This is a genomic window from Moorena sp. SIO3I8 (assembly GCF_010692325.1).
GTDB lineage: Bacteria > Cyanobacteriota > Cyanobacteriia > Cyanobacteriales > Coleofasciculaceae > Moorena.
Genome location: NZ_JAAHHW010000026.1, coordinates 32,120 through 48,846 on the forward strand (window position 1 = coordinate 32,120; position 16,727 = coordinate 48,846).

Annotated in this window: 13 protein-coding genes; 3 read left to right on the plus strand and 10 right to left on the minus strand. The window is 42.6% G+C overall.

Annotated features, from left to right (window positions below):
- Window positions 1–42: 42 nt before the first annotated feature.
- Window positions 43–1,179: an arginase family protein gene (locus tag F6K51_RS12885; RefSeq protein ID WP_293020875.1), complete on the minus strand. Its 1,137-nt coding sequence runs from the start codon at window positions 1,177–1,179 to the stop codon at window positions 43–45.
- Between the two features lie 12 nt (window positions 1,180–1,191).
- Entirely contained in the window at window positions 1,192–1,551 is a 360-nt protein-coding gene (locus F6K51_RS12890) for an EF-hand domain-containing protein (protein WP_293020839.1), read from the minus strand.
- A gap of 413 nt (window positions 1,552–1,964) precedes the next feature.
- Here F6K51_RS12890 and dhaK point away from each other — a divergent pair, with 413 nt between their 5' ends.
- The 3 genes from dhaK to F6K51_RS12905 all read left to right on the plus strand — a co-directional run bounded on the left by dhaK (window position 1,965) and on the right by F6K51_RS12905 (window position 4,274).
- Window positions 1,965–3,038 (plus strand): dihydroxyacetone kinase subunit DhaK, encoded by a 1,074-nt coding sequence (gene dhaK / locus F6K51_RS12895; RefSeq protein WP_293020840.1) that lies wholly within the window; start codon window positions 1,965–1,967, stop codon window positions 3,036–3,038.
- Window positions 3,039–3,138: 100 nt separating this feature from the next.
- Window positions 3,139–3,786 (plus strand): dihydroxyacetone kinase subunit DhaL, encoded by a 648-nt coding sequence (gene dhaL, locus F6K51_RS12900; protein ID WP_293020841.1) that lies wholly within the window; start codon window positions 3,139–3,141, stop codon window positions 3,784–3,786.
- A 236-nt stretch (window positions 3,787–4,022) separates the two neighbouring features.
- The gene (locus F6K51_RS12905; RefSeq protein ID WP_293020842.1) at window positions 4,023–4,274 is read left to right on the plus strand and encodes a hypothetical protein; all 252 of its coding nucleotides are present in this window, start codon (window positions 4,023–4,025) and stop codon (window positions 4,272–4,274) included.
- 268 nt (window positions 4,275–4,542) lie between these two features.
- On the opposite strand, the gene F6K51_RS12910 is transcribed toward F6K51_RS12905, so the two are convergent.
- The 8 genes from F6K51_RS12910 to F6K51_RS12945 all read right to left on the minus strand — a co-directional run bounded on the left by F6K51_RS12910 (window position 4,543) and on the right by F6K51_RS12945 (window position 16,615).
- Window positions 4,543–6,891 carry a hypothetical protein gene (locus tag F6K51_RS12910; RefSeq protein WP_293020843.1) on the minus strand — a complete coding sequence of 783 codons (2,349 nt, stop codon included), beginning with the start codon at window positions 6,889–6,891 and terminating at the stop codon, window positions 4,543–4,545.
- Between the two features lie 165 nt (window positions 6,892–7,056).
- On the minus strand, window positions 7,057–7,845 hold the full coding sequence (locus F6K51_RS12915; RefSeq protein ID WP_293020845.1) for an FkbM family methyltransferase: 789 nt from the start codon (window positions 7,843–7,845) through the stop codon (window positions 7,057–7,059).
- 122 nt (window positions 7,846–7,967) lie between these two features.
- Window positions 7,968–8,993 carry a glycosyltransferase family 2 protein gene (locus tag F6K51_RS12920; protein ID WP_365939956.1) on the minus strand — a complete coding sequence of 342 codons (1,026 nt, stop codon included), beginning with the start codon at window positions 8,991–8,993 and terminating at the stop codon, window positions 7,968–7,970.
- 138 nt (window positions 8,994–9,131) lie between these two features.
- On the minus strand, window positions 9,132–10,145 hold the full coding sequence (locus F6K51_RS12925; protein WP_293020846.1) for a glycosyltransferase family 2 protein: 1,014 nt from the start codon (window positions 10,143–10,145) through the stop codon (window positions 9,132–9,134).
- 148 nt (window positions 10,146–10,293) lie between these two features.
- Window positions 10,294–12,633, minus strand: a complete 2,340-nt coding sequence (locus tag F6K51_RS12930) for an oligosaccharide flippase family protein (RefSeq protein ID WP_293020847.1) — start codon at window positions 12,631–12,633, stop codon at window positions 10,294–10,296.
- Between the two features lie 76 nt (window positions 12,634–12,709).
- Window positions 12,710–13,693, minus strand: a complete 984-nt coding sequence (locus tag F6K51_RS12935) for a glycosyltransferase (RefSeq protein ID WP_293020848.1) — start codon at window positions 13,691–13,693, stop codon at window positions 12,710–12,712.
- Window positions 13,694–13,771: 78 nt separating this feature from the next.
- Window positions 13,772–15,010 (minus strand): O-antigen ligase domain-containing protein, encoded by a 1,239-nt coding sequence (locus F6K51_RS12940; RefSeq protein ID WP_293020849.1) that lies wholly within the window; start codon window positions 15,008–15,010, stop codon window positions 13,772–13,774.
- Between the two features lie 75 nt (window positions 15,011–15,085).
- Window positions 15,086–16,615, minus strand: coding sequence for a hypothetical protein (locus tag F6K51_RS12945; RefSeq protein ID WP_293020850.1), 1,530 nt, complete (start codon window positions 16,613–16,615; stop codon window positions 15,086–15,088).
- Window positions 16,616–16,727 lie beyond the last annotated feature (112 nt).

The following is a 16,727-nucleotide window of genomic DNA, read 5'->3' on the forward strand; positions in this document are numbered from 1 at the left end:
CAATATTAGGCTAAAAACCTCTATATTCATCTATATTCATTCTTATGCTTTCGGTGTTACTTCTAGGCGATTGGCAATGGCATCCACTACAGTTTCAAAAATGCCCAGGGAGTTTTCCACCATGGTGTTGAGGGTATCGAGCAGGGGATTAATTTCACAGATTTCCCAACAACACACCCGTGGATCTTTAACCAAGGTTTCGTTGAGCAGACAGGCTTCCTTGACAAAAATCCCATTTGGAGCTGGGGTTCCCGTTCCCATACAAATTGTCGAGTCCATACTATCGACGTCAAAGGTAACGTAAATCAGATCCACCCCTTCTAGCTTCTCTAAACACCGTTGGGCAACGACATCCGCACCCAAGGTACGAACGTGCTCACTGGTCATGTTTAGGATTTGGTGTGTTTCAATCAAGTGGTCTTCCGCCTCTTCCGTATCTCGTACCGCGACATACACCAAATCCTCAATGCTAAAATTCGCGCTATCTGCCAGCCCTAATTTTTGACACAGGTTCCAGAGTTTTACCGTGTCTGAGTCAAGCTCATTGATTTGCTTGGCCAGATTATCAGTGGCAGTCGCCATCGCCACAGGCATCCCATGCATATTTCCCGATGGAGTCGTATAGGGAGAGTGAATATCAGCATGGGCATCAATCCAAACCACTCCCAGGCGATGATTCGGAAAGGCTTTTTTGATTCCGGCGATTATCCCTGCTGCCGTTGAATGATCGCCACCGAGTACCACTGGAAACAGCCCCTCCTTTAGGGTTTGGGCGACTACATCGGTGGTTCGGCTCAGCACTTGGTATAGCTTGTGAATATACTTGGCGTACTGATGTTTGTGTCCCAGAGCATCTGCCCAATTTTCTGTTTGTACTCGTAAACTATCCAGACTCAACACACCATTGTGAGCATGCATCCGTGCCGCCTGTTTTTGGATGGCAGCTTCTCTCAAAGCAGCAGTTCCCATGGATTGACCGCGCGTTCCCGCTCCTAATTCCGAATCAACTTCAATCAGCGCAATTGAGGAAAATTTTTCGACTTTTTGGTACTGAAGTAAAATCTTTTTGAAACTGCGTAAGCCTGCGATCGAAATCTTCAGAGCCGATTCATAAGTCTGAGTGGCAATAAACTCTTCAAAATCAATTTCGCCATCTCCATTTAAATCAGCTTTTCTCACCAAGGCAGCAATTTATGAATCAGTTACGGTCGTGTTGAAGCAACGGATAATCTGGGTGAATTCGTCAATCGATAACTTGCCACTACCATCAACATCAATCAGTTCAAACACCTGTCGTAGATCAGCCCTAATATCGAGATCTTGGCGGTTTACCATCCACTCCATAAAGGCCTCCCGTGTCACAACATCATCTTTGTTGAGCAGATTGAAAAGATTGGTTCGGTCTTGAAGGGAAATGCCTTGTCCCAGAATCTCTAGAGCATCGATGATCTCCTGACGACTGATGAATCCATCACCATTGGCATCAAACAACTGGAAGACCTGGTCAAATTCTGCATATCGTTGAGATGACATTGGTTTGGTTATGGTCATGGTTGAATCTCCTCATCTGTTACCCTATTGTGGAAAATTCGGATCGGGATTATACTACCATTTGGGTTGAACCATGGCATCATTATTGCTTAAAGGTTGTATGAACAGGGCATGACTGAACTAGGGATATAGTTTTTTTGCGATCGCACTCCTGAAATATAGTGCTATAGCGCAGGGCTATATTTCCAAGCCAAAACAAATTGTAGTTTCAACAAAAGGGCGTTGAATCATTAAGCAATGCTTATTTATCTCGTTGTGGGAGTGAGAATAGGCATTGCTTTAGACTTTTGATAGATAGAAGATCGGGCAACAGATGAGTAACGGGTGTAAGGGATGGCAGTATTGGTAGAAGGGGAAGTTGGGGCAATTACCCATCACCAATTACCCATGACCCATTACCACTGATATCAATCATGAAAAAATTAATCAACCATCCCGATAATGTTGTCAGAGAAAGCCTAGAAGGCATGGCTGTAGCCCATCCTGACCTGCTCAAAATTAATCTTGACCCCCCCTTGATCTACCGTGCTGATGCTCCAATATTAAATAAAGTAGCGATTATTTCCGGTGGTGGTAGTGGTCATGAACCCTTGCACGGGGGCTTTGTGGGTGCCGGAATGTTAGATGCCGCCTGTCCCGGTGAAGTGTTTACCTCTCCCACCCCCGACCAAATGCTAGAAGCTGCCAAAATAGTCAACAGTGGTGCAGGGGTTCTTAATATTGTCAAAAACTATAGCGGTGACGTCATGAATTTTGAGTTAGCTGCGGAATTAGCTATCTCAGAAGGCATCCGAGTGCTCAATATCCTAATTGATGATGATGTAGCGGTTAAAGATAGCCTCTATACTCAAGGCAGGCGCGGGGTAGGGACGACATTATTAGCCGAGAAAATCTGTGGCGCTGCTGCTGCTGCTGGTTATGACCTCAAACAACTGGCTAATCTCTGTCGCCAGGTTAATGGTAATGGACGCAGCATGGGTATGGCATTGACATCCTGCACCCCTCCTGCTAAGGGGAGTCCCATGTTTGACTTGGGGGAAGCAGAAATAGAATTTGGGATTGGCATTCACGGGGAACCGGGAAGAAAACGAATCTGCCTCAAATCAGCAGATGAGATAACTGAAATGCTAGCGCTATCGATTCTTGAAGATTCTGCCTATAGCCGCAAAGTGCGAGAGTGGGATGAAGATAAAGCAGAATGGACAGAGTTAGAAATAACTGACCCCCCTTTTCAGAAAAGCGATCGCATTCTGGCATTCGTGAATAGCATGGGTGGTACTCCCCTGTCGGAACTGTACATTGTGTATCGCAAATTAGCCCAAATCTGTGAACAAAAGGGACTAGAAATCGTGCGTAGTCTGATTGGTCCTTATATTACCTCTCTAGAAATGCAAGGCTGCTCGATTACCCTACTCAAAATGAACGATGAGCTAATTAAATTCTGGGATGCACCAGTCAAGACACCAGCCCTGCGTTGGGGACTATGATTAATATGATATCTGGGAGCATCAGTATCGTAAAGCTTAGCTAATTGCTAATTGCTCATTGCTACCCTGAGGCTCTCACCCCCTGACCCACTATGCCACTATGGTAACGATAACTAAACATCAAATTCTACAGTGGTTACAAGCAGTCGCTACTGTACTAGAACAAAACAAGGACTATCTAACCGAACTTGATGCTGCTATTGGTGATGCTGACCACGGTATCAATATGAATCGTGGCTTTCAAAAGGTGATCACTCAGCTTCCTAAAGTGGCAGATAAAGACATTGGCAGTATTCTCAAAACCGTCAGCATGACTCTAATTTCCAGTGTCGGAGGTGCCAGTGGACCACTTTATGGCACCCTGTTCTTGCGCTCAAGTGCAGCAGTAGCAGGAAAGCAAGAACTGACAAAAGAGGATATGGTCAAACTATTCCAAGCAGCAGTGGAGGGAGTCGTCCAGCGAGGCAAAGCCAACTTGGGAGATAAGACCATGTTAGATGCTCTATCACCCGCAGCCAATGCCTTTGCACAAGCTGTAGATCAAGGAGACAGTATGCTAGAAGCCTTGCAACAGGCCGTCAACGCAGCAGAAGAAGGGATGAAAAATACTATTCCGTTGGTGGCTAAGAAGGGACGAGCCAGTTATTTAGGGGAGCGCAGTGCTGGACATCAAGACCCTGGTGCTACTTCAGCCTATTTGATTTTCCAGACACTGCTAGAAACGGGTAATACAGGGAGTAGGGAATAGGGAGTAGGGAGTAGGGAGTAGGGAGTAGGGAATAGGGAGTAGGGAGTAGGGAGTAGGGAGTAGGGAGTAGGGAGTAGGGAGTAGGGAATAGGGAGTAGGGAGTAGGGAGTAGGAAATAGGGAGTAGGGAGTAGGGAGTAGGGGTAAGAAAATTGACTTTACCTCATAAGTAGGAGAAACGCTCTAGTCAACTTTTAACTTTAGTAACTTATTAATAATTTAAGCGATCGCATCTTATTGAAGGTCAACCTACCCTACGGGAACGCCAAAGGCGAACAACCTTCAACCTACCCTACGGGAACGCCAAAGGCGAACAACCTTCAACCTTCAACCTACCCTACGGGAACGCCAAGGGCGAACAACCTTCAACCTTCAACCTACCCTACGGGAACGCCAAGGGCGAACAACCCTCCCTCAACCGACCCTAGGGGAACGCCAAGGGCGAACAGCCCTCAACCAAATTTGATAATCATGGCTTGCACCAGCTGAATAATTTCAAAGGTCACGAAGACGCTGAGAATAATTGTCACCAATTTATTCAGTATCGGTATGTTGCCATACCCAAACCAAGAAGCAACAAACTTGATTAACACCATACAAATGGCGCTAATGATTAAAAATTGCAGGAGTGCCATAGTTTTATTCCCTGATTAACACGAAACAAGTCAGTAATTTAGTGTATGCCCTATTCAATAAGGATTACCCGAATTACAAGGAAAATTTTATAAAAATCTGAGGCAATCAATCAAAATTAACCCTATTGTGATCCGTAGTATATTCCCCTACCATTGGTACCAATAAAAACAAGTCCAAACTCCTGCTTACTCGCCTCCATCACACTAGGTATATTGCCAATTGGTCGGGAGCGATCGCCCATCCGTCTCCACGTGCGTCCCATGTCAAGGGACTGGAATATTCCTGGTTCTTCAGCACTGCTTTTGGCTGAGCTTGCTAAGCTTCCTCTAGCTTCCCGATTCCTAACCCCATTTTCGAGATTGGGAAAATTTCCATCAATATTGCCATAAATATATAGTGCTGGAGTGTCGCTGCCCTGGGGTGCTTTACCAAAAGCAAATAGGTGAGCTCTGGTTACTGAAGGCAGCTTCACGAATGACTTACCGCCATCGGTAGAGCGATAAAAACCCTTGCGGTCTAGACTCAGCCAAATTTCGCCCTTAACCCCTGGCACCGTTTTCAGGGAATGCCAACCTTCATTGCGAAGTGAATCATTCACAATTTGAAAGGATGAGCCGCCATCATTGGAACGATAGACTTTGCCTTTGGCATAGTAATAAAACGTATTGCCATCTACAGGGTCTGCCGCTAAAGATTGAGACCAATTCCATGGACCACCGGGACCATTGGGTAATCCTGAAACCTTTTGCCAGGTCAGCCCTCCATCCGTAGTGCGCAGGGGCTGACCTTGACTAACTGTCACAACAAATAAATTAGGGTTAGTAGCAGACATAGCGACCCGCATTGGCATCGTATTGTCTGGAAATGAAGCAAACTGTTGCCATGTCAGACCACCATCGGTGGAAGTGGCTCCAGTATAGGTTGAATTCCAGCGGTTACCACCAACCCGAACCATCTGCAAGGGTTTAGTTTCACAGTAAGCAATACTATAGGTATCCTGGAATGACTTACCAGGTTCCCCCAGACCAAGTCGTTGAGACGGGTAAGTATCTAATCCTTGGTTATGGTAGAAACCATCCACATCCGCCACCCCACTTACCAGTATCGGACCACGGGGTGGTGAAACCAGAGTGAACGGAACCACTTCCTCGTGTCCAGCGGCATAGTTAGTCCAAACAACGGGATTAGCATTAAGATCATCTGTCCGCCATACACCGTACCAATCCGTAAACCAAACTCTTCCCGGTACTTTCGGGTCAAACTCCATAGCTGCCATATGATTGGCAAAAAATATCTTCGGCCACCAGGGAATAGTGTTGTTAGTAGAAGTCAGCTGCTGTTTCCAGGTAGCGCCGCCATCCAGGGAACGGTAGAATTTAGTTTTTTGTGTGCGGTTTAGGGCAACTAAGATATCCTCACGATTAGCAGGATTCACACTGAGCGTACCAAAAATGCGATTAGATCCCCCTGGTTTCATGGTTTTCCAGACACCATTGGCATACTTGTGGACTCCAGGATTACTGGTACTGGTGACGTAGAGGATATTCTTGTTTCCCACAGCCATGCGATTGACTGTTTTTGGGCTACCAGCTACCTGAGTCCAGCTGACCCCAGAGTCAGTAGATTTGTAGATGCCATCTCCATAGGGAGAAGCATACACTAAGCCCGGTACCTGTTTATCAAAGACAATAGCTGTAATACCAATTTTGTTATCTGGTTTACCTGCAAAAGAGGTGACGTTTTCCCAGGTTGCACCAGCATCCGATGATTTCCAGAGTCCATCTTCTCTAGAGCCGAAGAGGATAATATTGGAATTGAACGGATCAACGGCTAGTCTCTCTCCTAGCCATTTTTTCTTGTGGTTAGCCCCCATCTTGAGGTCTAGGTTCAACTTTGTCCAAGTTTGTCCTTTATCGGTAGATTTAAATAGTGTTCCTGGTTCAGCCCAGGGATATTTTCCAGCCGCAATATAGACAATAGTTGGATCATTGGGATCAACAGCCAGTGCTTCTCCTCCATAGTAATTACTCTGAGAGAGGGGAAAGTGTTCTGTCAGGGGAATCCAAAGTTGCTTCCCCTCATCCCAACGATAGAAGCCACCAACATCAGTCCGAATATAAACTAAGTCTTTCTCCAGTGGATGGAGGTAAACACCAGTGACATAACCACCACCTCCAATCGCTACATTAGTTGTTCCGAGGCGGATGTTGTTCTGGTATTTCCGAGAGCTAACTACCTCAGCGTGTCCTGAATTTACCTTAACGATATCAGTGACCAATACAATTGACCCGAGCATCATCAAACTAGTCAGGATCATCACTCCTAGAGTAACCCTTTGTCTAAACCAAGGGTTTGGTTGGGTAATAGCTCGAATCGGGTGATTGGCAATCCACTTAGCAAGGGTTAGCCCAATCGCAAAAATAAATAAGCCTAAAAGCACCCTGAGTGCGATCGCAAGCAAGTCAATCATAGAAATAATAGATCAGCAACTAGGACAAGACTTCCCCAGTAACTCTACTAGTAGAGTACTTTAATAACCAACCGTACTATTTATAGCGATTTATAGGGATTTATAGGATTTGTTACCCAGTTTTTCCTAAATCCTACACAATGCTCCTGTGTTTTATAGCTATTGCTAAGGCGTGGCCAAGAAATTCCAAGCAGAGTCTTCTTCACAGATTATTGTAAATTCCGTCTCACTGAGTGGAGCTAACCCCTCTAGCCAACTGTTAAGTTTAAAAATATTCAAACCACACTGGTTTACTAGCAAATTATACATCATACCTGGGGTTGTTTTATAATCAAACATGCCACTATGACCAAATTCAAAGACTAGGTAAGGCTTATGAGTTTTTAAGGTTCGGGTAGCACCTTTGAAAACCTGAAACTCTGCTCCTTCTACATCTACCTTAATGAAATTAACCTTGAAGTCAGCTTGAAGGATGTCATCAAGTTTTTGAGTTTTGATGGCAATGGATTCTGTTTGAGTATTGTTATAGCCCCAATAGCTGTAGTCTCTTTGTTTTAGACCACTGAGTGCTGGGGCATCAACAACATGCCAGAAGGTGCTTTCTCCCTCTAAATCACTCAAGGCAATTTGCCTAACATCAACCTTTGGGAATCGTTTTTGCAGCCGAGTAGCCAGCCGGGGCAGCGGCTCGAAAGCATAGTGCTCACCGAGGGGAGCCAGTTGGCATATTTTTGTCAACACACTCCCCATGTTGCCACCCACATCGATACAGTTTGAGGATTTGTCTAAAATCCGCTTCATAATCTGATAGACATAGGTGTCATCTTGCCGGCTGGTCAGGATCTTTTGGCTAGGAGGCTTGATCAAATCAACAATACTTCTTGCCACAGTCTCAAACGCTGTGCCAATCAATAACTCTTTCAGGTTATTTTTTATCGTTAAAGGTAGATTCATTGTTTAGCTGCGTATAAACCCTAACTTTTAATTTCTAGCCGAAAATAATGGGGGTTGAGGAGTTTTATAAACAAAGTTTTACACAAGCTTGACAAAGTGTTTGTAAAGCACCCTATCAAATACTAAGCTTGCTCCTGAGAAATTCGGCGCTTTTGTGAAGCTCCTGTGGTTTTTAAAGCCACAGCTTCCATGTGCTGGTAAATAGTTTTAGGTAAAAGTCGGAGCAAATAAGCAGCAGCCCCCGTCAACAGAGTACGAAGGGGTTCCTCTAGCAAAATACGCCAGTAAGTCGCTAAAGCCTTATTAAACAATTCTGTTGCCATCAAGCCTTCGTTGATGCTGAGTGCACGTCGAGCACCAAACCGTAAATAATAGGCGCGGGCTGGGTTTTCACATTCAGCAATTACCTCTGGAGCATAGGCACGTGTTTTCTCAATCACCTTTTCTAGAGAGTTTATATGCTTGAGTATACTAGCTGAATGCCCTTGTGAATGAATACGATATAAAGTCAGCGGCTCTGGCAAACCTTCCATGTGCCAATCAGTTTTAATCGCCATGCGCAGCCAACATTCCACGTCTTCGACATTGTGTAATTTAGGATCAAAATAAGCATCCTCCGCAGCCTGATCCTCTCGGTATCGAATTGCTTCAAACACTTCTTGCCGAATCACTGGTGTTGAACCATTCCCAATGGGATTACGACACATGATATAATCTGTAGTTATATCTTTAGTTTTGGCTATTTGATAGATTCCTAACGGAGTTCCTGTTTCATCAATGAAGGCAGAATAGCTAAAACTGACGCCTACATGGGGTGATGTTTCTAGATGAAAAACATGCTTTTCTAGCTTTTCTGGAACCCAGAGGTCGTCTCCATCTAATAAAGCGATATACTTTCCTTGAGCATGGCGAATCCCAGTGTTTCTAGCCGCTGATACTCCTTGATTATCCTGACGAATAATTTTAATTCTCGGATCATTAATTTGTTTACAGATGTCGATACTGTTGTCAGGAGAACCATCATCAATGAGTAGCAACTCAAAATTTTCATAGGTTTGGGCGAGCACAGATTCTACTGTAGCTGCTATGTAGTTTTCAACCTTATATACTGGAATAATTACCGATACTTTTTTCATATACTCAAACATTGAAATTATTTTACCATGGTAGGAAATTACAACGTAAATAAATATAGGATTCCCAACTAGGGAAACCCTTATCGAATAATCTTACTCTATAAGGGTTTTTAATTTTTAATTTTTAATTTTGAATTCCGCGCAGCGGTACTAGTTTTGGAGAAGAGGCTGTTTTTTAACCTTTTTGAGCAGCTTAGAGACAAGCAATTCAATTTGAGCATATATATACTTTGGTAATAACCAAAGTATATAAGCGGCTATTAAGGTTAAGATTGTTCGCCGTGGCTGTTCTAGTAGGATACGCCAGTGATTGGATAATGAGCGATGTATAAATGTCACAGCATCTGAACCTACTTTAAGACGAACCGCACTCCTAGCCAAGTACCGCAAGTGGTAAGCCCTAGAAATGTTTTCCCATCGGCTGGTCACTGTGGGAGCATAGGAACGGGTTTTTTCAATCATTTGTTCCAAGGACTCGAACTGCTTGAAGAGATTGGCTGACAACCCTTGTGTATTAATGCGATACAGGGTTAGTGCTTCAGGTATTCCCTCAATTTTCCAGTCAGTTTGAATAGCGATGCGAAGCCAACATTCAATATCTTCAGCACGACGAAAGTTTTCATCAAAGTAATAATCTTCTGTAGGGCCGTAAACATTATCCTGATACTTAATTGTATCAAAGAGTTCCCGACGAACTACAGCAGCCGAACCGTTCCCGATCGGACTCTCTCGAAACAAATCAGATATAGTAATATTACTGAGCTTAGGCATTAGATAGGCACCCATAAAATTTCCAGCTTCATCAATCAAAGCAGAACGGCTAAAACTAATCCCGATATCTGGGAAGTTTTCTAAGTGTTCAATATGTCTTTCCAGTTTCTGAGGCAACCACAAGTCGTCTCCATCTAAAAACGCTAAATAATCTCCTTTGGCATGGCGAATTCCTGTATTTCGCGCTCCAGCAAGTCCCCGATTAGTTTGATGAATAATCTTAAGTCGCTGATCCGAGAATTCTTGACAAATTTTTATACTACTGTCTGGGGATTCATCGTCAATAATGAGCACTTCAAAGTTGGTATAGGTCTGCTCCAGAACAGACTGCACCGCTGCTGCAATATAGTTTTCAACTCCGTAGACTGGAATAATGACAGAAACATGTTTCATTGTTTGAACACTGGTTTTAAAGATAAATAGTTTTGATTTATTTTTTTTACTTACCAAAAAATCATAAAAAAAAAGATATAAATAGTTGAAACTGACAACTGACGACTAAAAATTGCTTCCTGAGCACTATCATATTCCCAGGAACTGATCACAATTTTTTGCCCAATTGTACTAGATTGTCTGGCATTTGTGATCTGGTAGGTAAGGTGGGACCCGCTACCAATTGCAGTTGGGGATAATACATAATAGATGAGTCTGACTTAACTATTTTCCATTGGCTTAAAACAGAGGAATAGACGGTTTGCGCAATGCGTAAATCTCGCTCTAGAATTTCCAGAGTCAAGGCATCTTGGGACATTTTGCTAAGTTTTACTTCAAGCTGAGAAATCTGAAACTCTAGATCCCTGGCCTTGTCTTCACTACCTTGTAGTTGTGGTTTAATATCATCTATTTCTAAGGGCGGATAATCTTGGAATAAGCTAGCTTGAGGCTGATGGTGAACAGGATTCATCATCTGAGGATTGGTAGAATGACTATGATCAGACTGAGTGCTAACTAGTTCAGCCAGCAATTCAATCTTTTTGCGCCGTAATTCAATCTTTTTGCGCCGTAGTGCTTCTATTGTCTCTAAGAGCTGGTTTAAGGGTAATCCTATGTTAGCCGTTTTTTCAGCTAGGCGTTGCTGTGCTTTTTCTAGATCGTTTTCGGCTGATTTTATATACACTGGGATAGTTTTTTCTTGTTGAGCAATTTCTTGCTTTCTGAGTTGTTCCAGTCTTGTGTTAAACGCCTGATTAATAGCGAAGGCTCTCCGTTGCGCTTCCTCAGGGGTGACTCCTGAGATTTCAAAAACCATCATTGTAGAGTTATCGATTAGTTGAATCGAAGGCTTATCTAAGCTATCTACAGATATATTGAGCTGCTTTGCCGCTTCTTCTAAAACCGTCACACTTTCAGCTATCAACTTCAGGTGTTTTCTGGGATCATCAATGCGATCGCTTAAGCCTGCACTACTATTACTGTTATTACTGTTATTACTGTCAGCATCACGAAATTCATAAACCTGAGTGTTAGGGAATGTCCCACTACTGGCTAAGGATAAAGTCCATTGGCTGACATAAAACTGATCAGTATCAGTCTCATCGTGAGATTGGAGTATAGTATGAGATTGGAGTAAAGTATGCTCTAAGGTGACAGGAGAGGTTTCAGGTTTACCAAAGACATACCTAGCAGACCAAACCACAAATAAGGGAATTAAAAGGGCATGAACGAGTAAAACCGATACAGCGACAGTGATGATTCCCCATTTCACTGCTATCAGTAGACTACAGGAAAATATCATGGTAAATAAGACATTCCAGAGCAAGCCAATCTGCGGTTTATCAATGGCTGCTAAAAGCTGAAAACCAGCAATATCAAAGGGTCTAGGAATTGCTGATAAGCAAACTAAAATGACGATGGGAACAACCATACTCCAGCCGTCCGTATGAATTTTTTCCCCAACCATAATGGGGATATACAACGGAACTAGAATTGATTGTAAAGCAACAAAACCAACAATCACTTTTCCAATCGTCTTCAGACTGTTAAAGTATGTTTGCTTAAATTTCGATAAGTTTGTCCGTACTTCACATAGGGCAGGGTATAAAGCAGTAGTAATCGATTGGACTATAGTTAAGCTAATTCCCAAGCCAGCATTATAAGCAAAGTAGTAAACACCTAATAGGTCAATTCCTATAAAGCGACCAATGATAAGATAGTCGAGAGTTTCCCTGAGAGTCTTTAAAAGTTCAATCCCCAGGAAATTGATTCCAAAGCTAAAAATTTTACCCCAGTATTTGGTTGTGAAAGATCCAGTTTTCCGCCAGGGATGTTTGAAAAGATATGTAATAAATTCTATAGGGCTAGCTATTAGTATGGGAAGTATTATCGCCCACATTCCCATATGAAGAACAGCAAAGACAGCGGTTAAAATATTGGCGGTGGCATATCTTATAGCGCGAGCAGTAGCCGTTATCTGAATTCGATTATCCCTTTGAATTAGTGCTGACTGTACTGCCCCTAAAGGAGCAATCAAAAAGTTAAATGCTAATAGACAAATGGGTAAAATAAGTTGGTTATCCTTATAAAACCACGCAACTGGAAAAGCAGCAATACACTGGCAAACGAATAGACTTCCAAAAAGTACCCAATTTAACCAATAAGCACTATTACAAATGTCTTCTAGCTCATCGGCTTCCGCCTGTATAATCCTAGAATGAACACCGATCCGCGTTACTGTTTGTGAATATTCATAGGTCGTCAGAACCAGTGCAGCTAATCCAAAGTCATGGGGAGTTAAGAAGCGTGGCAAAATAAACGTTGCACCTAAGCGGGAAACCCGAATAAATGCCTGGGCCACTCCCATCCAACCAAGATTGCGAGTAAAAGTGCTACTGTTACCTAGTTTATTCTTGATGGTACTCCCAATTGTTTTGACAATGTTCACAGTGGATCTCCCATGCTGCCATCCTTGTGATGATTGATATCTGTCGAAACTGATATCTGTAAAATTTTAGTGGTAGTTAGTGCTCTGAAATAATTTGATTATCAACAGATACCAGCGGCATTTTTTTGCCGATGATTTCGATTAAATGTCCAGCTATTTTTTTAGGCATAAGTTTAAGAATTAATAGTTTTAAAATTATACGGATAGTTTCCTTGCTTAGCAAAAATTTGGGATAAAGCTTTATGGAATAGCTGAGTTTTTGACTAGCTAGCTTTACTCCTTCATCATCAAAAGCATTAGCTATACACTGCTTACCAAGATAACGATAGGCATTTGCTAAACTCTTATTTTTAAGAGACTTAAGTTCTGGTGGAGCTGCCTTGAAGGCTCTTTCAATTACAATTAGGTTCGCCTTCTCCATCACATCCACTTTAGAGGTCATTGACTGGGAAGAGCGACGGTAGAGAATTTGGTATTTAGGAACCAGTACAAAAGGACATAAAGCTGCTAGCCTGAGGTAATAATCCCAATCTTCAACTGATTTTAGGCATGGGTCAAATTCTCCAGCGGCTTCAATATACTTCCGCTTTACCATGATATTGGAACCACTGGATATGAAGTTACGAATTAGTAATTGGGGATAAACATTCCCCTCCCAATAAAGTGGTTGCCAAGCAAACAAAAATTTGCTATTATCATCTATAAAGGCAGTCCAACTGTAAGCCACTCCAGCTTCAGGATTTTTTTGCAGTGCTGCTAACTGTAGCTCCAATTTATCAGGTTTCCATAAATCATCAGCATCTATAAACGTAATAAACTCGCCCCTAGAGCGACTAATGCCACGATTACGAGCCACTGGTAATCCACCATTTTCATAGGAAAACACTTGTAATCGAGGATCGTTGACTGTACTGATTACATCTAATGTGGCATCAGTGGAGCCGTCATTAATAATAATTAATTCAAAATCTGAAAACGTTTGTGCTTGAATCGATTGGATCGTTTCTAATATAGTTTTTTCTCCGTTATAAACTGGAACTATTACAGATATGGTGGGCATAGCGATTATCATTTTGATGTATAAAATTATACTATGGTAATTTACCACAAGAGGTCTAGACAAACCCTTTGAGCATTTTTATTTTAGTGCCATTCCTACTACAACCAAACCAGGCCAGTATAGGTAAGCTAATGTTTCTATATTTTCCCCAAACGAGAACAGGATACAAATTAATAGTATTGTTAGTGCTGTTGTGGCAAGTTTACTCCTTTGAGCTTTAATTAAAAGCTCTATAAAAGTATAGACTATAGGAATTAAGATTCCCATAAACCCGACGATTCCATGAGTATATAAAACACCATACCAAGTGTGGTGGCTTCCAATAGGCATTTTAGCGACAACATCAGGGCCTTTCCCCACTATAATGGCATGACCCCAAATCGGTGCATCTTCTTCCCACTTACGGTGAGAAAGCCTGGCTAAGGCCGATCTAACCCGCGAAGAAGCAGATCTTTGACTGGAAAAAGAGTCTTTCAAGTTTCTAGCTATCATCAGCAGTTGGGGACCAAATAGACCACCAAGAAAACTGCCTATTCCTGCCGTAATTTGCATGGCGGGTTCGGTTAGATTGACCAAAAATGTTACCAGTATTGGTATACCGACTAAGCAGATTATCCCCATCCGGGATACTGAACCCACAATTGCAGCAGCACAGCCAATCATGCCAATAAAACGCCACTTTATGTCCGGGTCTCTACTACTAAGGAAAAAGTGTACGTTACAGGCAAATGCTAATGCTGGAGCCCAAGGCGCAAATAAGAAAAGGCGTGTTTCACCACTTTTTATCACGTAAGGACTGATGGCATAGTAACGCTCACTGTTACCCCCAATTTTTGCCATGAGGCTGCTAGTATACAAGGGCATCTCTAACCCAGTCAGACTTAACCCATAGGTAAGTGGTACCAAGATCAGAGTTTGTAGAGAAAGGATAGAAATTGCTCTATAGATTATTTGTGGTCGGATGTTGAGGGAACCAATTAAAGGAAATAAGGCCAGAAGCGCCCAAGTTCTCAAAAAGGAGTTAATAAAGGATTTTATAGTTTTAACAGTTGAGAAACCCCAATCTAAATGACCCATAACTAAGGCTAAGCCAATGAATGATATGCAAACAATCCAGACCCAGACTCCAATCGGAATCCGAATCCTTTCTTCCGGTGGAGTATCTGATGTTTGCTGCCAAAGCTTTTTAATTAGATAAAAGGTTAGCAGCCAAGCTAAGGCTGGGGCAAAAACAAACTGTGCACCTAAAACAAATAATAAGTAGGTGGAAATTATATAATAGAAAACTACTTTTTCTTCAAAGTTTTGCGGTTTCATTAAAGCCTGCCTAATGGCTTAGGTTACTGGTGCCAGTCTATGATGTCTAGCTTGATAAAAAATGGATTAGTTGCATCAAAAATCTTTTCTTTGGTTTCCTATTGGCGATGTTAAGCTATTAGATGTTGTCAAGCTATTATTTAATGGTTGAGAACGTAAGGGTGGAACATCAGAGTTAAACGATTCTACTTTGTTGTAGATTGAGGGCTGTGATTTACCTTGCAAATGGGGACGTAACCAGAGTAAAAATAGTCCTGCACTAATTAACAAGGAACCAGCTGCTGCACCAAGTAAAGCCGATGACTTTTTCGGTGCTATCGCGTCTGGGGGTAAGCTTGGTTCAGCTAGCAGCTGAACTTGGGGATAGGAAAGGGATTGGTTGAATCGACCAATCGCTGATTGAGTTAAGGTTGAAGCATAGATAGTTTCCGCAATGCGCATATTGCGTTCTAGGATCTCCATCCTCAAGGCATCCTGGCTCATTTGTCTGAGTTTGGCTTCCAGCTCAGCAATCTGGTTGCTTAATACCCAGGCTCTAGCTTCCACACCCTCTTGCCGTGCTTCCACCTCAACAATTTGGCGCAGCAAATTTTCCCTGGAAGAACCAGTTTCAGGCCCAGAGTTAACACTGAGCTGGTCGATAATTGCCAAAGACATGGGGCGACCTAACAGAGATTGACTACGCTCTAGCAAAGCTGCTTTAGCACTTTCTTGCTTGCTCTTTTCGTCTACTACAGATGGATGCTTGGAACCGTATTTGGAACTCAAAACCGTCAGGGCTGCCGTAGCCTGACTGTATTCCCTTAGGGTTTGCTGAAATATCTGGTCAGCCTTAAGTACAAAAGCATCAGCAGCTTGCCCAGATGACAACTTTAGATTAGCTGAGAGGTTGCTGAGATTGGCTTTTGCTTCTCGCCCTTGGGCTAACAAATCGATTTGTTGTTGTCGTAAGGCTTCTATAGTGGATGATAGCTGGTTAACTTGTTCTTTCGAGTTCAATCCAGTTCTAGCTTTGTGTTCAGACAGACGTCTCTGAATATCTGCTAAATTTTTCTTAGCTGCCTCCAAATCAGCTTGAATTGGTAGCTGATTTTCTACTACTTCTTCTTGCCTAAGTTGTTCAAGTCTCTCCTGGAAAGCCTGGTGCATAGCAAAACCTTTCTGTTGGGCTTCCTCAGCAGAGTCTCCTTTGATTTCAAAGGCCATCATAGTTGAATTGTCTACTATTTTGACCCTAGGCTTGCCCAGCTCTTGAGAGGACATGTTCAGTATACTGGCAGCATCCTTAAGCACCGGCTTACTTTCCGCAATGAATTTCATCTTTTCCCTCGGGTCATGGGAGCGATCGCCAAATGGTGACCTAACATCTGAACTCGCTCCCCCTAATTCTGGGATATTAATTCTGGTGGATGAGCCTGAGACAGGAAGTGATACTGCCCATGTACTGGTATAAGTTGGCTGAGCTGATTTCAAATAAAAAAATGTTAAGCCCCAAATTCCGGCATTAACGGATATCCCCAAACACAAGTAAAATAGCCAACGTAGAGGCATGAGATTTGATTTTTCATAGGGATATGGGGCTATGGTCTTATAATTAGTAGTCATTGGAGCATCTCACCTGGCAAATCCACATTTGTAGTCTTAAGTTGTAGTCTTAAGTTGTAGTCTTAAGTTATGATTTTTGATATTTTGTTCTATTATGAAAGACTTGGCAGAG